This window comes from Azoarcus sp. PA01 (assembly GCA_001274695.2).
GTDB lineage: Bacteria > Pseudomonadota > Gammaproteobacteria > Burkholderiales > Rhodocyclaceae > Aromatoleum.
The window spans coordinates 257,135-280,002 of the sequence record LARU01000004.1 but is presented as its reverse complement, the minus strand read 5'-3'; the positions used below and the strand labels follow the sequence as shown (position 1 = coordinate 280,002).

At 64.2% G+C, this 22,868-nt stretch carries 15 protein-coding genes; 14 read left to right on the top strand and 1 reads right to left on the bottom strand.

Going from position 1 to position 22,868, the window contains the following annotated elements; all coding sequences use genetic code 11:
- Positions 1-58: 58 nt before the first annotated feature.
- Positions 59-3,715 carry a DUF748 domain-containing protein gene (locus PA01_13470; protein ID KON79522.2) on the bottom strand — a complete coding sequence of 1,219 codons (3,657 nt, stop codon included), beginning with the start codon at positions 3,713-3,715 and terminating at the stop codon, positions 59-61.
- Between the two features lie 180 nt (positions 3,716-3,895).
- On the opposite strand from PA01_13470, the gene PA01_13465 reads away from it, so the two are divergent.
- The 14 genes from PA01_13465 to nosZ all read left to right on the top strand — a co-directional run bounded on the left by PA01_13465 (position 3,896) and on the right by nosZ (position 22,690).
- Positions 3,896-5,104, top strand: a complete 1,209-nt coding sequence (locus PA01_13465; GenBank protein KON80345.2) for an NAD(P)/FAD-dependent oxidoreductase — start codon at positions 3,896-3,898, stop codon at positions 5,102-5,104.
- A 157-nt stretch (positions 5,105-5,261) separates the two neighbouring features.
- Positions 5,262-5,711 (top strand): hemerythrin domain-containing protein, encoded by a 450-nt coding sequence (locus tag PA01_13460; protein ID KON79521.1) that lies wholly within the window; start codon positions 5,262-5,264, stop codon positions 5,709-5,711.
- Entirely contained in the window at positions 5,708-5,923 is a 216-nt protein-coding gene (locus PA01_13455) for a DUF2249 domain-containing protein (protein KON79520.1), read from the top strand. The genes PA01_13460 and PA01_13455 overlap by 4 nt, the downstream gene beginning before the upstream one ends.
- Positions 5,920-7,182 (top strand): hypothetical protein, encoded by a 1,263-nt coding sequence (locus PA01_13450; GenBank protein KON79519.1) that lies wholly within the window; start codon positions 5,920-5,922, stop codon positions 7,180-7,182. The genes PA01_13455 and PA01_13450 overlap by 4 nt, the downstream gene beginning before the upstream one ends.
- 272 nt (positions 7,183-7,454) lie before the next feature.
- Positions 7,455-8,738 (top strand): NarK/NasA family nitrate transporter, encoded by a 1,284-nt coding sequence (locus tag PA01_13445; GenBank protein ID KON79518.1) that lies wholly within the window; start codon positions 7,455-7,457, stop codon positions 8,736-8,738.
- Between the two features lie 27 nt (positions 8,739-8,765).
- Positions 8,766-10,457, top strand: coding sequence for an antiporter (locus tag PA01_13440; protein ID KON80344.2), 1,692 nt, complete (start codon positions 8,766-8,768; stop codon positions 10,455-10,457).
- A gap of 57 nt (positions 10,458-10,514) precedes the next feature.
- Complete coding sequence (locus tag PA01_13435) at positions 10,515-14,270, top strand: nitrate reductase subunit alpha (GenBank protein ID KON79517.1); 3,756 nt, start codon at positions 10,515-10,517, stop codon at positions 14,268-14,270.
- Positions 14,271-14,427: 157 nt separating this feature from the next.
- On the top strand, positions 14,428-15,978 hold the full coding sequence (narH, locus tag PA01_13430) for a nitrate reductase subunit beta (GenBank protein ID KON79516.1): 1,551 nt from the start codon (positions 14,428-14,430) through the stop codon (positions 15,976-15,978).
- A gap of 11 nt (positions 15,979-15,989) precedes the next feature.
- Positions 15,990-16,532, top strand: coding sequence for a nitrate reductase molybdenum cofactor assembly chaperone (gene narJ, locus PA01_13425; GenBank protein ID KON79515.1), 543 nt, complete (start codon positions 15,990-15,992; stop codon positions 16,530-16,532).
- 9 nt (positions 16,533-16,541) lie between these two features.
- Positions 16,542-17,240 (top strand): respiratory nitrate reductase subunit gamma, encoded by a 699-nt coding sequence (gene narI / locus PA01_13420; protein KON79514.1) that lies wholly within the window; start codon positions 16,542-16,544, stop codon positions 17,238-17,240.
- Positions 17,241-17,345: 105 nt separating this feature from the next.
- Positions 17,346-19,301: a type IV pili methyl-accepting chemotaxis transducer N-terminal domain-containing protein gene (locus PA01_13415; protein ID KON79513.1), complete on the top strand. Its 1,956-nt coding sequence runs from the start codon at positions 17,346-17,348 to the stop codon at positions 19,299-19,301.
- A complete protein-coding gene (locus PA01_13410) occupies positions 19,294-19,974 on the top strand; it encodes a response regulator transcription factor (GenBank protein KON79512.1) in 681 nt (226 codons plus the stop codon). Before PA01_13415 ends, PA01_13410 begins: the two co-directional genes overlap by 8 nt.
- A 97-nt stretch (positions 19,975-20,071) precedes the next feature.
- A complete protein-coding gene (locus tag PA01_13405; protein KON79511.2) occupies positions 20,072-20,512 on the top strand; it encodes a hypothetical protein in 441 nt (146 codons plus the stop codon).
- A gap of 213 nt (positions 20,513-20,725) precedes the next feature.
- The gene (nosZ, locus tag PA01_13400; GenBank protein KON79510.1) at positions 20,726-22,690 is read left to right on the top strand and encodes a TAT-dependent nitrous-oxide reductase; all 1,965 of its coding nucleotides are present in this window, start codon (positions 20,726-20,728) and stop codon (positions 22,688-22,690) included.
- Positions 22,691-22,868: the final 178 nt, after the last annotated feature.

Below are 22,868 nucleotides of genomic sequence, written 5' to 3'. Positions count from 1 at the left end.
CGGCACTCTGGTGCCGGGACACGGCACGCTGCAGGCCGGAGCGGGGGCGGAAAATCGTTCAGCGCAGCGAGAAAGTAGCGCTGCGTCCGCTGCCTTCCGCGTCCTGCGCCGCTTCGACTTTCGGCGCCAGCAGGAAGACCCGGTTCGCGGCGATCTCGCCTTTTTCGAGCAGGCGACTCTTGACCGACTGCGCCCGCTCCTGCGCGAGGTGACGCAGCGCCTCGTCATCGACCGCGATGTTGGCGAGCATCAGCGCTTCCATCTCGCTTTGCGGCAGATCCTTGAGCAGACCGATCATGTTGCGCGGCCGCTTGAAATCCGCGTCCCGATACACGCGCTCGAGCCATTTCGGATACTCCTCCGCGCTGATGACGACGTCTTCGAGCGGAGGCGCCTCGTCGCTGCGCCGGACCGATTCCTTGAGCTTCGCCGCTTTCATCATTCGCAACAGCATCACTTTCTTCAGCCCCCCAGTGTCGCTGGCGCGATCGGCCTGGCCGGTGATTTCGAGCCGCAGCGCCGGCCGCTCGGTCAGCGCCTTCGCCAGCGTCTCGATTTTCTGTTCCGCAGCCGTATCGAAGCTGCTGCGCCCGGGCGCGAAATCGAGCTGCGACAGCTCTTCCCCGCCGCCGAACATCGAGCCGAGCAACGCGAAAGGTGCGGTGATGGCCTTGCCGATCAGGTTCAGGATCGCCTTGATGACGAGACCGCCGATGCAGAACTGGGGGTCGTCGAGCGAACCGCTGATCGGCAGGTTGAGATCGATCTCGCCGGCGCGGTTCTTGAGCAGCGACACGGCGAGCTGTACCGGCAGATTCGGCGCATCCGGGCTGTCCGCACGCTCACCGAACGTGAGCTGGTCGAGGAAGAGACGATTCGTCGCAGTCAGCTTGCGGTCCTCGATCCTGTAAGTCAGGTCAGCCGAAAGCTTGCCTTTCCGGATGCCATAGCCGACGTACTTGCTCGAATAGGGCGACACCCCGGTCAGCTCGAAATCCTTCACCGACGCGGCAATATCGAGGTAGCGATCTTCCCTGAACGGGTTGAATTCGCCGCCGATCGTCACCGGCGCAGTGCCATCGACCTGGCCCTGCAGGTCGAGCCGCGCCAGCGTCGCCGGGTCGGACGACAGGCCGACCACCTGGCCTTCCATTCCGGTCAGGTTCGCGTCGTAATTCGGGCGGATGAAGCGGTCGCTGAACGCGATGTTGCCTTGCTTGATCAGGATCTTGCCGATCGAGATCGGCGGCGGCGCAGTCGCCGGAGGCGGAACTTCGACGCTCGTCGTACGGCCGGAAGATTCGGGCGCAGGTTTCGTCGCATCGGCTGCAGGAGCCGAGTCGGGTTGCTGGCGGATTTCGCGCAGATTGAGCTGACCGGTCTCGTCGAGGATCAGACGGGTGTAGAAATCCGTCAGCGCGATTTCGTCGATCGACACCGCCAGCGGCGCACTCCGCACATCCACGTCTGTGAGCGCGAGGCTGCGCCAGCGCAGGAAGTCGGTCGCGTGGTTCTTGTCGATCGACGAAAAGTTCGCGACCGCCAGATTGCCGCGGAAGCGCCCTTTCACGTCGCCGTCGCGCACCGACTCGAAAGCGAGCGTGCCGCGCGTGGTCACGCTGCCGCGCGAGATCGCGATGTTGAGCTGTTCGACGACGTAGGGCTGCAGCGGCAACAGGTCGACGCCGCGCAGATCGACACGAAGGTTTCCTTTCAACGGATCGAGCGCGATCGTTCCATTGACTGCCGCCCGTCCTCTTTTGTTGATGCGCGCATCGAGCTCGAATTTCGTCGTGGTGCCCTTGGCGGTGCCGAGCCCGTCCGCCTTAAGCTTGATCGCGGCGGCCTGCAGCACGATCGGCGCAGCCTGGGTGCGATCCTCGAAGCGCACTGCCCAGTCGTCGAGCGCGAGCCGTTCGAGCGCGAGCGACCACGGTTTTTCGGGCGCGGCCGCTTTCGCGTTGGCGTTCGCCGGCCGGCCGCGGGCCGGTCGTTTTGCCCCGGCCGGCTCTTCGAGCAGCGCGAGCGCGTCGAGCTTGCCGTTGCGCGCCTTGATCAGCGCGAACGACGCACCTTTCGATTCGGCCGCGCCGATCGTCACCGTTCGCTGCAGCGGTGACACCGCGACCGCCTCGAGCGCAAGCCGCTGCAGCTTGACGAGCGGCTGCTTCCGGCCTTTCAGCGCGAGCTCGAACTGGCGCAGCACGACCGATTCGGCGAGGACATCGATCGCCGTTTCCTTTTCGCCGAGCTTCACCTTGTATCCGACCGTCGCGTCGACGCGTCCGTCCCGGATCTCGCCGCCGGGCAGCGCGGGCGCGTAGTACGGCGCATAGCGGCTGACCTGGAGATTCTCCGCGACGACCCGGCCGTCGAGTTCGAACGGATCGAGGCGCAGGCGATCGCGGTGGCTGCTCTTCTCGCCCGCGTCGGTGACGAAATCCAGCGCGACTTCGGCAACCGCGTCCGGCGCCGAACCGACATTCTTCGCTTCGAGGACGAGATCCCTGAGCTCGGTGCGAAATGGCGCCGCGGCGGCGCGGTCCTCGAAACGCACCGTCGCTCCCGAGATCTTCGCCTCGTCGAGCAGGAACACCGGAGGCGACTTCACGTCGGCGTCCGTCGTTGCCTCACCCGGGGGCGGAGGCGTTGCGTCGCTTTCGGCCGGCTGCTCGACGACAACCGCGGGATCCGGGCCCGGAATGATCTGCTGGAAGTTGATCTGGCCGCCCGCCAGGCGCACCACGTCGACTTCGGGCTGCGAGATTTCGAGCCGCCCGAAATGCCACTTGCCGACCAGCGGCTGGACGTCGACGAGGCTCAGCGCAAGCGCGGGAACCTTCAGCATCGGCTCCCCTTTCGCTCCCTGCAACCGCAAGTCCGCGAGCTCCAACGACCCTGTAAGCGCGATTTGCGGCGCGGACTCGGGCAGCTGCGAGAAAGCCAGCCGCAGGCGCGTCGTGAGCCGTCCTTCGGGCACCCTGAATGCGGCTTCGAACGGCAGATAGGCGAGGTACGGCGTGAAATCGAAACCGTCCAGCACGATGTCGAGCGCGGTGTCCCGGTCCTTCGCGAACGGCCGGGACTGCCCGCCGACATGCAAAGGCCGGCCGTTGACGAGCGCCGACAGGTCCGGCTCGACGAACAGCTCGACTTTCGCCGGCAGGTTCGACAGGAACGGCACGCCGATATTGATTGCCGACAGTTCGTGGTCGAGCCCGACCTGCCGATCCTCGACCAGCAGCGTCCCGTCGATGACGCGAATATTGTTGAGCGAGAAGCGTGCGTCGCCCTTTTCCTCCTCCTGTTGCGGCTTCGCGGCGAAGCGTTCGAGCACGTCGGACCAGTTGTGGCGCCCCGAATCGAGCCGCACGAACCGCCCCTGCGGGCGCTCGAGCCGCAGCTCGCGCAACACCGGGCCGCCTCGGAGCAGCGACTCGGCTTCGAGATTCGCGTACAGCGTGCCGAACGAAAAAGCGCTGCCCTGCCCGTCGGCTTCGGCAATCGTGAAGCCGCTGACCGTCATCGACAGCGCAAAAGGATTGATGCGAATCTTCTCGATCGTGACCGTGCGTCCGAGCGAGTCGCTGAAGAGGCGCGCACCGAAGTAACGTACCGCTGGCGGCAGAACCAGGAATCCGACGATCCCGATGGTCGCGACGATACCCACGATCCATTGCGTGGGCCTCTTCAGCTTCGCTGCGAGGTCGTCCACTCGCTCAGTCTCGCGCGCCTCGCCCACAGCCTACCCCCATTGTCATGGCGGACCCGAACCGTCAATGATGGCAATCTAGCAGGCGAAGCGTGCCGTGGGAATGCGACGTGCACGCTGCGAATTGCCGCACCCCGCGCGGCGGCGTATGCTGCGCCGCTTTCCACGTGTCGAGCAACTCCGTTGGCGGAACTGAATTTCGATGTGATCGTGATCGGTGCCGGGGCAGCCGGCATGATGTGCGCAGCCGAAGCGGGCCGGCGCGGGCGCAAGGTGCTGATCATCGATCACGCCGAAAAACTCGCAGAGAAGATTCGCATCTCGGGGGGCGGCCGCTGCAACTTCACGAATCGCCGTGTCGGGCCGGAAAACTTCCTGTCGCGCAATCCGCATTTCGCCCGTTCCGCGCTGGCGCGTTACGGCTCCGCCCCGTTCATCGAACTCGTCGAGCGCCACGGCATTCGCTATCACGAGCGCAATCTCGGCCAACTCTTCTGCGACGACTCGGCGCAGCAGATCATCGACATGCTGCGGGCCGAGTGCGAAGACGGCGACGTGCGCTTCGCGATGCCGCTGCGGGTCGACGCGGTCGCGCGCGAGGAAGACGCGCTCGCCCGCTTCGCGGTCGATACGCCGCAGGGACGATATGCGTGCACGAGCCTCGTGATCGCGTCCGGCGGGCTGTCGATTCCGAAAATCGGCGCCACGCCGTTTGGTTACCGCATCGCCGAACAGTTCGGCATTCCGATCGTGCCGCCTCGCCCGGCGCTGGTGCCGCTGACGCTGCCGCCGGAGACGCTGCAGCGCTTCGCGTCGCTTGCCGGCTCGTCGCTGGACATCGAGGCGCAGTGCAACGGCGGACGCTTTCGCGAAGCCGCGCTGATCACCCACCGCGGCCTGTCGGGCCCGGTCGTGCTGCAGGTGTCGAGCTACTGGCAGGCGCAGGCGTACGACGACGAGGACTGGGCGCCGGTATGTTTCAACCTGCTGCCCGGACTCGACGCCCAGGCCTGGCTCGAGCAGCACGCGGGCGAGCGCGGGCTGCTCGCGAACCTCCTCGCCGAGCGCCTGCCGCGGCGCTTCGCGCACGCGTGGTGCGCATTGCACGGCTGGGAGCGGCCGCTCAACCAGTTCCGCCCGGCCGAGCTGAAGGCCGTCGCCACCGCCTTGTCGGCCTGGGAGATCGTGCCGTCCGGCACGCAGGGCTACGCGAAGGCGGAAGTGACGCTCGGCGGCGTCGATACCCGCGCGCTGTCGTCGAAAACGATGGAGGCGACCGCGTGCAAGGGGCTCCATTTCGTCGGCGAAGTGATGGACATCACCGGCCATCTCGGCGGCTTCAATTTCCAGTGGGCGTGGTCTTCCGGGCACGCGGCCGGCCAGTTCGTGTGACGGCCTGAACCCCGGACGCCCGCGAGACAATCGCATCGGCATTGTCCGGGGACTGCCAATATACGAAATAAAGTTGGCTTCCTGACCATTTGACTCTAATCAAGGTCGGCAGTGTGTGAATTCGGAGAATGGGATCACCTTAAAGGAGACACCCACGATGAACGACATCACCACGCTTATGAGCCACGACCACCGCAGCTGCGACGAATCCTTCGCCCGGGCTGAAACCGCGATCGCGCGCGGCAAGTGGGATGAGGGGACTGCCGAACTGGAAAAATTCATCGCCGAACTCGAAACGCATTTCACCGCCGAGGAATCGATCCTCTTCCCGCGTTTCGAATCCGTCACCGGCATGACCGAAGGCCCGACCAAAGTGATGCGCGGCGAGCACGCGGACATGCGCGAAGCGGTCGAGCGCATGCGCGACGCGGTGGCCCGGCGCGACAAGGACGACTACGCGGGCGAAGCCGAAACGCTGCTGATCCTGATGCAGCAGCACAACATGAAGGAAGAGAACGTTCTTTACCCGATGTGTGACGCGCAGCTTGCCGGGGAAAACCTCCCGCCCACGCTCGCGAAGCAGCTGGGCCGCGAACAGGCAGCATGAAGCAGGTCATCGATGCGCGGGGGCTCGAGCCCCCACAGCCTTTCGAACTCGTCATGGAGGCGATCGCCGACCTGCGGCCCGGGGAAGGCGTGAAGCTGCTCCTCGATCGCATGCCCTATCCACTGTTCCGCATCCTCGACCGCGACCGCTATCGCTATGAGAGCCGGGTTCGCGACGACGGTGTGGTCGAAATCGACATCGTCGCCCCATGACTACCGCCGACCTCAGCCTCAGCTACGAAGCTGCACCCACGTTCTCGACGCCGCTCAGGTTTTTCCTGACCGGGCCGCTGTTCGGAGCGCTTGCAGGAGCGGTGCTCCTGTTCGTTCCCGACCTGCTCGGGTCGCGATGGACTCCCGGCGCGCTCGCGCTGACCCACCTGATCGCCGTCGGGTTCATGCTGAACATCATGTTCGGCGCGCTGTTCCAGATCCTGCCGGTGGTGGCCGGGGCGGCGATCCCGAACGCACGAATCGTCGCCGGAATCGTCCATGTGGGTCTCGCGACAGGCGCGGCGAGCCTGACGTGGGGACTCGGCGCGGGCTCGCCGCCGTTCCTGACCGCCGCGATCGTGCTGCTGGGGATCACGTTCGCGGTGTTTCTGGTGGCCGCGGGGTATGGATTGCGACGCACACCGATCGCCCAGGCCACGCCGCGCGACTTGCGCTTCGCGCTGCTCGGCTTTGGCATCGCGGCCACGCTCGGGATGGCGCTGGCGATGATTCTGTCGGGCGGGCTGTCGCTGCCGCTGGCGACCGTCGTCAAGCTGCATGTCGGCTGGGCGTGGCTCGGCGGGTCGGGTTTGCTGCTCGCCGCGACGAGCTGGGTCGTCGTGCCGATGTTCCAGATCACGCCGAATTATCCGGCCCAGCTGACACGTTACTGGGCGCTGCTGACGTGCGCCGCGCTCGTCGCCTGGAGCGCAGCCGTACTCGCCGGGTTTTCGCTGCTCGAATTCATTCTGGCGATCGTGCTGGCCGCGCTGTCCGGCGCGTTTGCGTACACGACGCTGCGCCTGCAGACCCGCTCCCGGCGTTCGGTTCCGGACAACACGACGCGCGCGTTCCAGCTCGCGATGTCGTGCATGATTGCCGGACTGCTGTGCGTCGTCGCCGCGCACCGCTTCGATCATGACGTATGGCCCGTGGTGGCCGGCATCCTGATCCTGCACGGCGGTTTCGTCACTGCGATCGTCGGCATGCTCTACAAAATCGTGCCGTTCCTCGCGTGGCTGCATCTGTCGCAGGCGGGGATGAAAGCGCCGAACATGAAAAAGCTGCAACCGGACGGGCCGATCCGCAAGCATCTGATCGCCCACGCGGCGGCGCTCGCGGTGCTCCTGGTCGCCGCGCTCAGCGGCAGCACGCTGATCGTGCGGGCCGCGGGCGTGCTGGTGATGCTCGAATTCGGCCTGCTGTTCGCCAACCTGATACGCGTCCTCAGCGCGTACCGTATCGCCCGCAGCGCCTGAAGCGGAAACTCGCCCGGGCCCGGGAAACCTCGAAGGCCGCCGTCCGGGCGGCCTTCGTCATTCCGGCGCCCGGACCGCCGCGGCCTCCGGGTTTCTCCCTTGGGCAGTCGCCCGGCATAACGGCACGCCCCAAGAACTAGTTCTAAATGACTAGTTCTCCGGGCCGCGAACTACCCCCTTCCCATGCTTTTGGCGAATGGCGGGTAGATCCCGCAAGGCATACGCTTCCTCCCAGCCTGGAGCGACCTCCGCTCCGCATTCGAGGAAGGAACATGCCCTCACAACGTCAAAAGCAGTTCTCGGTTCTGGTGATGAGCACCACGGCATTCACGATGTGCTTTGCCGCGTGGATGCTGTTCGCCGTGATCGGCATTCCGATCAAGGCGCAGTTGGGCCTCAATGAAACCCAGTTCGGCCTGCTCGCGGCGACCCCCGTGCTGACCGGATCGCTGGTGCGTCTGCCGCTGGGACTGCTGACCGACAAGTTCGGCGGCCGGGTGGTGTTCTTCCTGCTGATGCTCGCGACGGTCGTGCCGATCTACCTGATCAGCGAAGCAACGCAATACTGGCAGTTCCTGGTCGCCGGCCTGTTCGTCGGACTGGTCGGCGGTTCGTTCTCGGTCGGCATCGCGTACTGCGCGCGGTGGTTCGAGCGCAAGAACCAGGGCTTCGCGATGGGCGTGTTCGGCGCCGGCAACTCGGGCGCGGCGCTGACGAAGTTCATCGCCCCGGCGCTGGTCGTTGCCTACGGCTGGCAGTTCGTCCCGCAGGCGTTCGCCGCGGCGATGCTGATCATCGCGATCGCGTTCTGGTTCTTCACGTACGACGATCCGAAGCACCGCGTTTCGTCGAGCGTGAAGTTCTCCGACCAGCTGCGCGTGCTGAAGAATCCGCGCGTGTGGAAATACTGCCAGTACTACTCGATCGTTTTCGGCGGCTATGTCGCGCTGGCGCTGTGGATGACGAAATACTACGTCGCGGAATTCGGCCTCGGCCTCGAGACCGCGGCGCTGCTGGCGGCCTGTTTCTCGCTGCCGGGCGGCGTGCTGCGTGCGGTCGGCGGCTGGTTCTCGGACCGCTTCGGCGCGCACAAGGTCACCTGGTGGGTGATGTGGGTGTCCTGGGTGTGCCTGTTCCTGCTGTCCTACCCGCATACCGAATTCACGATCATGACGGTCGCCGGTCCGAAGACTTTCGCGATCCATCACAACGTCTGGTTCTTCACCGTGCTGATGTTCACCGTCGGCGTCGCATGGGCCTTCGGCAAGGCCTCGGTGTTCAAGTACATCTCGGACGAGTTCCCGCACGACATCGGCGCGGTATCGGGAATCGTCGGTCTGGTCGGCGGACTGGGCGGCTTCCTGCTGCCGATCATGTTCGGCGCGCTGCTCGACCTGACCGGCGTGCGCTCGAGCGCGTTCATGCTGCTCTACGGCGTGACGTGGGTCTCGCTGATCTGGATGTACTGGACCGAAGTGCGCCGCACCGACGTGATGCACGGCGGCGAGGCGGATGTGCTGCACGGCGGCACCGCGCCCGTGGCTGCAACGAAGTGAACGAATCCCTGAAACAGGAGTAATTCCATGGCACCTGCAAAACTGCGTCCGATTGCCGCGACTCCGGGAGCCGCCGGCGTAAGCCCGGGAGAGCGTCCGCGCGGTCCGGACATCGCCGAATGGCATCCCGAGGATGCGCAGTTCTGGGCGCGCGAAGGCAGCCGCATCGCGAACCGCAACCTGTGGATCTCGATCCCCAGCCTGCTGTGCGGCTTCGCCGTGTGGCTGATGTGGGGCATCATCACGGTGCAGATGGCCAACGCGGGCTTCCCCTTCACGCCCGACCAGCTGTTCTCGATCGCGGCGATCTCGGGCCTGTCCGGGGCGACGCTGCGCATCCCGGCCTCCTTTTTCATCCGCCTGTGCGGCGGCCGCAACACGGTGTGGCTGACGACCACGCTGCTGCTCATCCCGGCCCTCGGCACCGGCATCGCGCTGCAGGACCAGAGCACGCCGCTGTGGGTCTTCCAGCTGATGGCGCTGCTGTCCGGTATCGGCGGCGGCAACTTCGCCTGCTCGATGGCGAACATCAGCACGTTCTTCCCGAAGCGCCTGCAGGGCACGGCACTGGGGCTGAACGCCGGCCTCGGCAACTTCGGCGTGACGACCTCGCAGATCCTGATCCCCGCAGTGATGACGCTGGGCCTGTTCGGCGCGCTCGGCGGCGACGCGATCCCGCTCGCCAAGGATTCCGCGACGCTGATCGGCAAGATCGCCGCCGGCACCCCGACCTATGTGCAGAACGCCGGCTTCGTATGGCTGCTGCTGCTCGTGCCGCTCGCGGTGATCGGCTGGTTCGGCCTGAACAACCTCAAGACCGTGTCGCCGAACATCGGCTCGACCGGTGCGGCGATGGGCCGGATCCTGCTGATGTACGGCATCGCGCTCGCCGTCTCCGCCCTCGGCCTATACCTCTACCTGCCGGCGCCCAACGGCTCGGGGCTGCTCGCCGGCAACGGCATGTGGATCGTGCTGCCGCTGGTGATCTTCGGCACGCTGTTCGCGCTGAAAGCGGTCGCGACCGGCGAGATGAAGACGAACCTGAACAAGCAGTTCGCGATTTTCGGCAACAAGCACACGTGGTCGATGACCGCGCTCTACGTCGTGACTTTCGGCTCGTTCATCGGCTTCTCGATGGCGCTGCCGCTGTCGATCACGGTGATCTTCGGCAACACGCACGTGTTCGATACGGCGACCAACGCGTGGGTGCATGCGAAGAACCCGAACGCACCTTCCGCGCTGATGTACGCGTGGATCGGCCCCTTCGTCGGCGCGCTGATCCGCCCGGTCGGCGGCTGGATCTCCGACAAGCTCGGCGGCTCGATCGTCACGCAAGTGATCTCGGTCGTGCTCGTCGGCGCATCGGCAGTGACCGGCTACGTGATGCATCTCGCCTACCAGTCGGCGACGCCCGAGAGCTACTTCCTCGCCTTCATGCTGCTTTTCATCCTGCTGTTCGCGGCGTCCGGCATCGGCAACGGCTCGACCTTCCGCACCGTCGGCTTCGTCTTCGACCAGGACCAGCGCGGCCCGGTACTCGGCTGGACCTCAGCGGTCGCGGCCTACGGTTCCTTCATCGCGCCGGTCGTCATCGGCGGGCAGATCAAGGCCGGCACGCCGGAAAACGCGATGTACGGCTTCGCGGTGTTCTACGCGGCGTGCCTTGTCCTCAACTGGTGGTTCTATCTGCGCAAGAACGCCTACATCCGCAACCCCTGACCCCTTTCCTTTCAGAAATCCGACCGATTACGAATCGCAGAATCACAGGAGCAAGCAATGAGTCATTTTCTCGACCGACTGAAGTTCTTCGACAAGGTGAAGGACACCTTCGCCGGCGGCCACGGCATCGTCACGAACGAAGATCGCAACTGGGAAGACGCCTACCGCAACCGGTGGCGTCACGACAAGGTCGTGCGTTCGACGCACGGCGTGAACTGCACCGGCGGCTGTTCGTGGAAGATCTTCGTCAAGAACGGTCTGGTGTCGTTCGAGATGCAGCAGACCGACTACCCGCGCACGCGTGAAGACCTGCCGAACCACGAACCCCGCGGTTGCCAGCGCGGCGCATCGTTCTCGTGGTACCTCTATTCGCCGCATCGCATCAAGCATCCGATGATCCGCGGCCGGCTGCTCGAGCTGTATCGCGCCGAGCGCAAGACGGGCAAGGATCCGGTCGAAGCGTGGGCAGCGATCCAGGCCGACAACGCCAAGCGCGACCAGTACATCACCGTGCGCGGTCTCGGCGGGTTCGTGCGCACCGACTGGCAGGAAGTCAACGAGATCATCGCCGCGGCGAACATCTACACGATCAAGAAGTGGGGTCCGGACCGCATCTACGGCTTCTCGCCGATCCCGGCGATGTCGATGATCTCCTACGCGGCCGGTGCGCGCTACCTGTCGCTGATCGGCGCCGCGTGCGGCTCGTTCTACGACTGGTACTGTGACCTGCCGGCGGCGAGCCCGCAGACCTGGGGCGAGCAGACCGACGTGCCCGAAGCGGCCGACTGGTACAACTCGACCTACATCATCATCACCGGCGCGAACCTGCCGATGACGCGCACCCCCGACGCCCACTTCGCTACCGAAGTGCGCTACAAAGGCACGAAGATCGTGTCGATGGCGCCGGACTACGCGGAATACGTGAAGTTCGCCGACCTGTGGATGCCGGTCAAGCAGGGCACCGACGCAGCCGCGTTCCTCGCGATGGGCCACGTCGCGCTGAAGGAATACTTCATCGACCGCCAGGACCCCTACTTCGCCGAATACGCGCGCAAGTACACCGACTTGCCGATGCAGGTGATCCTGCGTCCGTTCGGCGACGGCTACGTGTCGGACCGCAACCTGCGCGCGATCGACTTCGAAGGCAGCCTCGGCGAAGCGAACAACCCCGACTGGAAGACGATCGTCTACGACGCACGCACCAAGGCGTACGTCGCGCCGAACGGCTCGATCGGCTTCCGCTGGGGCGAGGAAGGCAAGTGGAACCTGCTGGCGAAGAACGCCGCGACGCAGGACGAGATCGAAGCCGAGCTGTCGTGCATCGAGGCCAGCGACGAAGTCGTGCCGGTCGGTTTCCCGCACTTCCAGCCGGGTGAACCGGGCCTGCTGTACCGCAACGTGCCGGTGCGCAAGCTGACGCTCGCGTCGGGCGAAACCGTGTATGTCACTTCGGTGTTCGACATGCAGGTCGCGCAGTACGGCATCGACCGCGGCCTCGGCGGCGACAACGTCGCCCGCTCGTACGACGACTCGTCGGTTGCCTACACTCCCGCGTGGGCAGCGAAAGTCACTGGCGTCAAGGCCGCCGACATCGAGCGTACCGGTCGCGAGTTCGCCAGCAACGCGTCGAAGACGCGCGGCAAGTCGATGATCATCATGGGCGCGGCGATCAACCACTGGTACCACAACGACATGCAGTACCGGTCGATCATGAACCTGCTGCACATGTGCGGCTGTGTCGGTCAGAGCGGCGGTGGCTGGGCGCACTACGTCGGTCAGGAGAAGCTGCGTCCGCAGGCCGGCTGGGCACCGATCGCGTTCGCGACCGACTGGCAGCGTCCGCCGCGCCACCAGAACTCGACGTCGTACTGGTATTTCCACACCGACCAGTGGCGCTACGAAGCGGTCGACGCCGACGAGCTGCTGCAGCCGGCGGCGAAGGGCAAGTACAAGGGCTACAAGCTCGCCGACTACAACGTCGTCGCCACCCGCCTGGGCTGGCTGCCGTCGGCGCCGCACTTCAACCGCAACCCGCTCGAACTCGTCGCCTCGGCCGAGAAGGCCGGCGCGAAGGACGAGGCCGGAGTCGCGCAGTACATCGTCGATGAGCTCAAGTCCGGCAAGCTCGACGTCGCGTTCGCCGATCCGGACGCGCCGGAAAACTGGCCGCGCAACCTCTTCGTGTGGCGCGCGAACCTCATCGGCTCGTCGGCGAAAGGTCACGAGTACTTCCTCAAGCACCTGCTCGGTGCGCAGAACGGCGTGTTGCAGGAAGGCGGCGACGGCGCCGGCACGAAGGAAGTGAAGTGGCACGGCGAAGCTCCGGTCGGCAAGCTCGACCTGATGGTGGACATCAACTTCCGCCTGAACTCGACCGGCGCCTACTCGGACATCATCCTGCCGACGGCCACGTGGTACGAGAAGAACGACCTCAACACCACCGACATGCATCCGTTCATCCACCCGCTGTCGGAAGCCGTGACGCCGGGCTGGGAGTCGAAGTCGGACTGGCAGATTTTCCGCACGATCGCGAAGACCTTCTCCGACCTCGCCGAGAAGCACCTGGGCGTCGTCAAGGACATCGTCGCGCTGCCGATGCAGCATGACTCGCCGTTCGAACTGGCGCAGCCGATGGGCGGCATCAAGGACTGGAAGCGCGGCGAATGCGAGCCGGTTCCGGGCAAGACGCTGCCGCTGCTCAAGCTCGTCGAACGCGATTTCGCGAACACCTATCGCAAGTACATTGCGCTGGGGCCGCTGATGACCAAGCTCGGCAACAACGTCAAGGGCATCGACTGGAACACCGATCAGGAATACGAAGAGCTCAAGAAGTGCAACTACACGGTGAAGCTGCCGGGTATCTCGTTCGGCATGCCGTCGCTCGAGGAAGACATCTCGGTGTGCGATGCGGTGATGCGCATGGCGCCGGAAACCAACGGTGAAGTCGCGCACAAGTCGTGGTCGGCGCTGTCGAAGAAGACCGGCATCGACCATCACCACCTGTATGCCGGCCGCCACGAGGACAAGATCACGTTCCGCGACATCCAGGCCCAGCCGCGCAAGATCATCACTGCGCCGACGTGGTCCGGGATCGAGTCGGAGACGGTCAGCTACACCGCCGGCTACACGAACATCCATGAGCACATCCCGTTCCGCACGCTGACCGGCCGCGCCCACTTCTACCAGGATCACGAGTGGTTCCTCGACTTCGGCGAAGGCTTCTGCGCCTATCGTCCGCCGGTCGATATGAAGGCGCACAACGTGATTCCCGACTCGGTGCGCCGCAAGCCGCACCTGACGCTGTCGTGGATCACGCCGCACTCCAAGTGGGGTATCCACTCGTCGTACCAGGACAACCTGCGCATGCTGTCGCTGTTCCGTGGCGGCCCGTACGTGTGGGTGTCGGAAGACGATGCGAAGGAAATCGGCCTGAGCGACAACGACTGGGTCGAGGCGATCAACGCGAACGGCGCGACGATGGCGCGTGCCGTGGTGTCGCAGCGCGTGCCGCGCGGCATGGCGCTGATGTACCACGCCCAGGAAAAGACGGTGAATGTCCCCGGCTCGCCTTCGACCGGCAAGCGCGGCGGCATCCTGAACTCGGTGACGCGCGTGATCGTCAAGCCGACCAACATGGTCGGCGGCTACGCCCAGCTCGCGTACAGCTTCAACTACTACGGTACGGTGGGCTGCCAGCGTGACGAGGTGGTCGTGCTGCACAAGGTCGCGGATCAGGACATCGACTGGCTGGAACGGCCGCTGACGCCGGAACGCGAGCAGCAGCGGAATCCGGCCGGAGTGGGCCCACGGTAAGCACCCAACGTACAGAGGGTGGGATGTCTGCGGAGCCGGGCGAGGACTGTCTGAGCGCCCGAAGGGCGCGAGTTCCGCAGCCCGGCGGAGTAGACACCCCACCCGGCGGGAGCGGCACTCCGCCCTCGCCCAACGGATCAAGTATCAGGAGAAACGCATGAAAATCCGCGCGCAATTCGCGATGGTGTTCAACCTCGACAAATGCATCGGTTGCCATACCTGCTCGGTGACCTGCAAGAACGTCTGGTCGAACCGCAAGGGCATCGAATACGCCTGGTTCAACAACGTTGAATCGAAGCCCGGCATCGGCTACCCGAAGCAGTGGGAAAACCAGGAAAAGTGGAAAGGCGGCTGGGAAAAGGTCAACGGCAAGCTCGAACTGAAAGCCGGCGGCCGGCTGAAGAAGATCGTGCAGATTTTCGCCAACCCGAACATGCCGGAAATCGACGACTACTACGAGCCGTTCACGTACGATTACGCGCGGCTGCAGAACGCCCCGCTGTCGGAAGCTGCGCCGACGGCGCGCCCGGTGTCGCAGATCACCGGCCAGAAAATGGACAAGATCACGTGGGGGCCGAACTGGGAAGACGACCTCGCGGGCGAATTCGCCGCCCGCGCGCAGGACGCCAACTTCGCCAACATGCAGAAGGAGATGTACAAGCAGTTCGAGAACACTTTCCATCTGTATCTGCCGCGCATCTGCAACCACTGCATCAACCCCGCCTGTGTCGCCTCCTGCCCGTCCGGCGCACTGTACAAGCGCGAGGAAGACGGCATCGTGCTCGCCGACCAGGACCGCTGCCGCGGCTGGCGGATGTGCATCTCCGGCTGCCCGTACAAGAAAGTGTTCTTCAACTGGGAATCGTCGAAGGCGGAAAAGTGCATCGGCTGCTACCCGCGCGTCGAGTCGGGTCTGCCGACCGTGTGCTCGGAATCCTGCGTCGGCCGCATCCGCTACAACGGCATCATCCTCTATGACGCCGACAAGCTGCTGGACGCCGCTTCGACCGACAACGAGCAGGATCTGTACAAGGCCCACCTCGACCTCTTCGTCGACCCGTACGATCCGGCCATCATCGCGCAGGCGCTGAAGGACGGCGTGCCGCAGACCTGGATCGACGCGGCGCAGAAGTCGCCGATCTACAAGATGGCCGTCGAGTGGAAGATCGCGTTCCCGCTGCACCCCGAATTCCGCACGCTGCCGATGATCTGGTACGTGCCGCCGCTCTCCCCGGTGCAGTCGCAGATCGACCAGAAGACGCTGCCGACCGAAGCCGACGGCGTGATCCCGAAGGCCGAGGCGATGCGCCTGCCGGTGCAGTATCTGGCGAACCTGCTGACCGCTGGCAAAACGGAATACATCACCGGGGCACTCAACCGTCTGCTCGCGATGCGCTCCTACATGCGCTCGATCCACGTCGAAGGCAAGCCGGACGTCGGGCCGCTGCAGCGCGCCGGCATCGACGAAGCCATCGCGAAGGAGATGTACCGCTATCTGGCGATCGCGAACTACGAAGACCGCTTCGTCGTGCCGACCGCACACGAGGAAATCCGCCTCGACGACTACCACGCCTTCCAGGGCCAGAACGGCTTCACGTTCGGTAACGACTCGTCGACCGGCGTGACGCGCAACTCGCTGTTCCCCGAACGCCGCAAGGAAAGCGCCGAGCCGCGCGAACCCGCACCGTTCGCCGGGCCGCGCGAATAAAGGAGACGATGATGAAAATTTTCAGACTGCTTTCCGCCCTTCTCGATTACCCGAACGACGAGTTTCTCGCGGCGCTGCGCGAAATGGCTGCCAATGACGCGCGCGCCTTCGTCATCGGCCTCGACGAAGAGAATGTCCTCAGCGCCGACGAGGCGGGTCAGGTCGCGGAATTCATCACCGCGATGCTCGCCGTCGAGCCGCTCGAACTGCAGGGCAACTACGTCCAGTGCTTCGACCTCACGGCCGAGCACAGCCTGCACCTGACGCACCACCTGTTCGGCGAGGAGAAGACGCGCGGACCGGCGCTGATCGATCTCGGCGAGTTCTACCGCGACTACGGGCTGAAGGTCGACGAGAAGGAACTGCCGGACTACCTTCCGGTGATGCTCGAGTTCGTGTCGACGATCGAACTCGACGAGGCGCGGGTGTTCCTCGCCGACGTCGCAAAAGTGCTGAAAGTGCTCGCCGACAACCTGGAAAAATCCGGCAGTGATCACGCGAAGCTGGTCCGGATCATCGAGAAACAGGGCAGCCTCGCTCGCCTGGCCGCCTGAGGAGACATCATGAACCTGCAAAACTTCTTTTTCGGGGTGTACCCCTACGTCGCGCTGACGGTGTTCATTGTCGGCAGCTGGATCCGTTACGACAACGAGCAGTACACGTGGAAGACCGACTCGTCGCTGCTGCTGTCCAAGCGCTACATGTGGGTTGCGAGCAACCTGTTCCACGTCGGCATCCTGGCGATCTTCGGCGGCCATTTCGCCGGCCTGGTGCTGCCCCACGCGTTCTGGATCGCGCTCGGCGTGTCCGACCTCGACCACCAGTGGCTCGCGATCGTCGCCGGTAGCGTGTTCGGCACGATGTGCCTGATCGGCGGCGGCATCCTGTGGCTGCGTCGCATGTTCAACGCGCGCGTGCGTGCGGCGAGCCGTACGATGGACGTCTTCATCATCACCTGGCTGATGATCACGCTGCTGCTGGGCTTGTCGACGCTGCCGGTCTCGATCGGCCATGCGAACCACGGCGACCCGGGCGTGATGCTGGCGCTGTCGGGCTGGGTGCAGAGCATACTGACGCTCAATCCGCAGCCGGCGCTGCTCGATGCGGTCGAGCCGGTGTTCCGCCTGCACATGTTCTTCGGCATGACGGTCTTCCTGCTGTTCCCGTTCTCGCGTCTCGTCCATATCTGGACTGCGCCGATCAGCTATCTGGGTCGTGCCTACCAGATCGTGCGGACCAAGCGTCAGGTCAAGGCAGCCTGAACCTGAGTCGAAAGTAGTACCGGGCAGCACATTTTTGTGCTGCCCGCTCTTGCTCGAGGAGGACTTGCGTCGTAGTCTGCAGGCCTTCTTCAGCAATGAGCGTTCATGCTGCGTTTGCGCAACAGTCTGGCCACCAAAATCACCGGCATTCTGCTGGTGTTTTTCCTTGTCGCACTCACCGCGATCGGCCTGACGCTGTTCATCTCCTGGCAACTCGAAGGTGCGGCCGCCGCGATCAACGATGCCGGCAGTCTGCGGATGCGAGCGTACCGCATCGACCACCTGCTCGCGCGCGGCCCGGCCGCGACGTCGAACGATCAGGCTGCCTTCACTGCGTCCCTGAAGTCGGAACTCGACGACTTCGAACGGGTGCTCGGCGAACTTCGTCGCGGTGACCCGCACCGGCCGCTTTTCATTCCGCGCGACAACGGCATTCCGGCGGATCTCGACGAGATGGCCGAGTTCTGGTCGCTGCACATCCGTCCCGTGCTCACCGAGCTGATCGCCACGCCCGACCCGGTGCGCCGTCGCGCCGGCCTGTCCGACTTCGATCGCACCGTCAGAAGCTTCGTCTCCGGGGTCAACGAAGTCGTGCTCAAGATGGAGCGCAGCTACGCCCGCAACACCGACATCCTGCGCGCTTCGCAGGTGTCGCTGATCGCGCTGGCGATCATCGGCACACTGGTGCTGATCCGTTTCTTCTTCGTCCTCGTGATCCAGCCGGTGTGCGAACTGCAGGACGGCATGAAGCGGATGGAGCAGGAGGACTTCAACGCCCGTGTCCCGGTGCTCGCGAGCGACGAGTTCGGCGAATTGTCGGATGGCTTCAACCGCATGGCGGTCCACCTGCAAGGCCTCTACGCGACGCTCGAAGAGCGGGTCGCGGCAAAGACCCGCAGCCTCGAGGAAAAAAACCGCGAACTCGAAATCCTCTACGACATCGGCGCTTTCTTGCGTGAGCCCAATGACGTGGACAGCCTGTGCCGAGGTTTTCTGCAGCGCGTCCAGGCGACGTTCGGCGCCGGGGCCAGTTCGGCGCGGTTGCTCGACAGCGGTTCCGAGAATCTCTGCCTGACCGTGCACAACGGGCTCGACCAGGCGTTCGTCGATCGCGAGGCGGTGCTCCAATGCGGCGAATGCCTGTGCGGCGAAGCGGTGCGGCGCGGGACCTCGCTGGTGTCCGAGTTGAGCGCTCCCGATCCGGCGCTGACGCTGTTGGTATGCCGGCGCGCCGGGTTTCAGGTCATCACCGCGACGGCGATTACCGCGAACAAACAGACGCTCGGCATCTACAACCTGTATTTCGTCGACGCCCGTCCCCTTTCCGACTCCGACCGCCTGTTGCTCGAAACGCTCGGCCAGCAATTGGGGATCGCGATCGAGAACCAGCGGCTGCAGGCGAGCGGGCGCGAACTGGCCGTGTCGGAGGAACGCAACCTGCTCGCACGCGAACTGCATGATTCGATTGCGCAGGGTCTCGCCTTCATGAACCTGCAGGTGCAGATGCTCGAGAGCGCGCTCGACCGCAATGAGGCCGGCGAAGCGCGCGACACGCTGGCGATGCTGCGCCAGGGGGTGCAGGAGAGCTATGACGACGTGCGTGAACTGCTGGTGCATTTCCGCACGCGCGTCGAAAAACAGGACCTGGGCCTGGCGATCACCGCGACCCTGCGGCGCCTCGCCGAGCAGACCGGCATCGCCACCGACCTCGACGTGCTCGGTGATGCGGCCCCGCTCGACGCGGAAGCCGAGACGCAGGTTCTGTATATCGTGCAGGAGGCGCTGTCGAACGTGCGCAAGCACGCGAATGCCCGCTCCGTGAAAGTGGTGATCCGCCGCGGCATCGACGGACTTTCGGTGGTCGTTCGCGACGACGGTGTCGGTTTCGAGGAAGCCGACCGCAGTGCCGCGGCGCAGGAAGCCCACATCGGGCTCGAGATCATGAGGGAGCGGACGCTGCGTATCGGCGGACGATTCTCGATACGTTCCGCGCGAGGCAAGGGTACCGAAATCCGAGTCGAACTTTCCCGCATCCACAAGGAAAACCTCATCGATGCCTGACCCGATCCGCGTTCTCCTGGTCGACGACCACGCCCTTTTCCGCAGCGGCATCAAGTCGCTGCTGCAGCGCCATGCGGAGTTCGAGATCGTCGGCGAAGCCGGCGACGGCATGGAAGGTGTCAAGCGCGCCGGGCAGCTCAAGCCCGATGTCGTGCTGCTCGACCTGCACATGCCCGGCCTCTCGGGGCGCGACGCCGCGGCGATGATGGCTGAAGAGTCACCGAACTCGCATGTCCTGATGCTGACGGTTTCGGAAGACGCCGAGGATCTCATCGAGACGTTGCGCGCGGGAGCGTGCGGCTATCTTCTCAAGAACATCGAGGCCGATGCGCTGATCGCCGCGATCAACAGAGCCGCCGCTGGCGAATCCGTGATCTCGCCGCAGATGATGGGGAAACTCCTCAAAGGCGTGCGCGGCGAGCTTCCACCGAAAACCGCCGCCCAAACGGTGGTCGCTTCGGAACTCAACAAGCTGTCCCCGCGCGAACGCGAAATCCTCACTTTTCTTGCCCGCGGTCAGAGCAACAAGGAAATCGCCCGCAAGCTCGAACTGGCTGAAAGCACCGTCAAGATCCATGTACAGAACGTCCTGCGCAAACTCAACCTGACCAGCCGCGTGCAGGCCGCCGTTTTCGCCGTCGAACAGGGGATCGTGCAGGATTCCGAGGCCTGATGCGGGGCTGACGGAGACTGCATTGGAAACATCAAACCCTTCACGCAGTACGACATTCGGCCGCGTAGTGCTCCCCTTCGCGTTGATTCCGCCGTTCATGATCGTGTTCGCGATGCGCGATCATCCGGAGATCTATCGCATGAATCCGGCATCGGCGAACTGGGAGTGGATTGCGCTGCTGATTTTTGCCGCCGAAATCGGCTCGGTCCACCTCTTCGCCGCAATGTTGCGTCTGACGGCCCCTGGCGACCGACAGCGCCCGACCCACGAACAGGCTTATCTGATTGCGGCGCGCGCCGCCTCCCCTCTCTGGGGATCGGCAATCGTTCTTGCGATTCCAAGCCTCGCCGCACTGGTCGCGGTGCATCTGCTCGCCCACTTCGTCGCGCTGCGCACGCTTTATCGCGATATCCGCATGGAACTGCAAATCAGGGGCGATCTCGAGGCGCTGCACGTCACATACATGGTATACAGCGTTGCCGTGGTCCTGTGGATCCCGTTGATGGTGATGATCTTCGTCTCCGTCGCGCAAGCGTGAATCCCGACGGACAGCGTCCGCGCCCGAACGGCGATCCGCGCCGTCGCGTGTCCTTGTCTTCGGTCAAGGAACAGCTCGACCCCTTCCGTTAGCATGCGGTCCCGAAGAATATGACAATTGTTGTAACCGCATGTTAGCGAGCGCTCTGCTGCTCTTCCGGCAAGAGAGCAGGCCTCAGGAATATTGATCACCTTGTAGAACGGAGTCGCCCAGATGAGCCAGAACCAGGATCAAAAGCTTGACGGCCAGCCGGACCCCGGCCGTCGGAAGTTCTTCAATACCGCAGCATTTGCCGGTCTCGCCGGCGCCGGCCTATCGGTCGGCCTGTCGGCATGCAAACAGGAACAGGCGCCTTCCGCCGCACCTGCCGCACCCGCCGCCCCCGCTGCTGGCGTCCAGGCCGAAGCCGTGTCTGCCGAGCATGTCGGCAAGTATGAAGTCGCGCCCGGCCAGCTCGATACCTATTATTCGTTCTCGAGTGGCGGTCACTCGGGCGACGTGCGCATCTACGGCCTGCCGTCCGGGCGCGAGCTGAAGAGCATCCCGGTGTTCAACATGGACTGCATGGTCGGCTGGGGGATCACGAACGAATCGAAGGCGATCATCGGTACCAAGCCCGACGGCAGCGTGAAGTATCGGACCGGCGACACCCACCACGTGCATCCGTCGTATACCGATGGCACCTATGACGGCAAGTACCTGTGGGTGAACGACAAGATCCACGGTCGGCTCGCCCGCGTGCGTCTTGACACGATGGAATGCGACAAGATCACCGAGCTGCCGAACGTCCAAGGCTTTCACGGCACGTTCCCTGACAAGCGCGACCCGGTCGATCCCGCGATCAACCACACCACGCGCATCTTCTGCGGCACGGAATTCTCGATTCCGCTGCCGAACGACGGCCACGGCCTCGACGACGTCGCCGCGTACCGGTCGGTGTTTACCTGCGTCGATGCGGAATCGATGGAAGTGCGCTGGCAGGTGCTGATCGACGGCAACTGCGATCTGGTCGCCAGTTCGTATGACGGCAAGCTCGCGTGCACGAATCAGTACAACGTCGAAATGGGTGTCCACTACGAAGAAACGATGGCTTCGGAGTGGGATGCGTGTCTGTTCTTCAACATCGCGCGGATCGAAGAAGCCGTCAAGGCAGGGAAAGTCACGTATATCGGCGACTCCAAAGTCCCTGTCGTCGACGGCCTGAAGGCATCGAACGCCGACCCTAAGACTGCACTGACCTGCTACGTGCCGATTCCGAAGAACCCGCACGGCGTCAATATCAGCCCGGACGGAAAATACTACGCGTGCTCCGGCAAGCTTTCGCCGACCGCGACCGTGATCTCGCATGAGCAGGTGCTGAAATGGTTTGATGGCGGCGTGAAGGAGGCGCGCGAATGCGTCGTCGCCGAGCCGGAAATCGGCCTCGGCCCGCTGCATACGGGCTTCGACAACAAGGGCAATGCGTACACGACGCTGTTCCTCGACAGCCAGATCGTCAAGTGGAACGTCGAAGCGGCGATCAAGTCGTACCAGGGCGACAAGACCGCCACGCCGGTCGTCGACCGGATCGACGTGCACTACCAGCCCGGCCATGGCTTCACGTCGATGGGCGAAACCAAAGAGTCGGATGGCAAGTACTTCATCTCGGACAACAAGTTCTCGAAAGACCGCTTCCTGCCGGTCGGCCCGCTGCACCCGGAAACGGCGCAGATGATCGACATCAGCGGCGACAAGATGATGCTGGTCGCCGACCACTCGGTGACGTCCGAGCCGCACGATTCGATCGTCATCCGGCGCGACATCATCAAGACGCGCCAGGTGTACAACCTCGACGATTTCCCGAATGCGGTGAAAGATCCGAAGGAGTCCGGCGTGTTCCGCGAAGGCCGGAAAGTCACGGTCAAGCTGACGAGCCAGGCACCCGCTTACAGCCTGCGCGAATTCAGGGTCAAGAAGGGTGACGAAGTGACGATCATCCTGACCAACCACGACAAGGTCGAGGACTTGACGCACGGCTTCGCCATCCCGAAGCACGACATCAATTTCGCCGTCAGTCCGCAGGAAACGAAGTCGGTCACGTTCGTCGCTGACCAGCCCGGCGTGTACTGGTGCTACTGCACGCACTTCTGCCACGCGCTGCATCTGGAAATGCGCAGCCGCATGATCGTCGAAGCGTAAGCTTTCCGACCTTGCCCGACCTGCCGGAGACGCGCCGTCTCCGGCAGGCTCGATATTCCCGTCTGGCTCGACCGTAAGCTCGCCGGTGCTCGAAACCGCTGCCGAGCGTTGTTTCTCCTCGTATTTCAGCAGTCGTTAATTTATTAATTGACCAGGAACAATTACACCGGGAACAGGG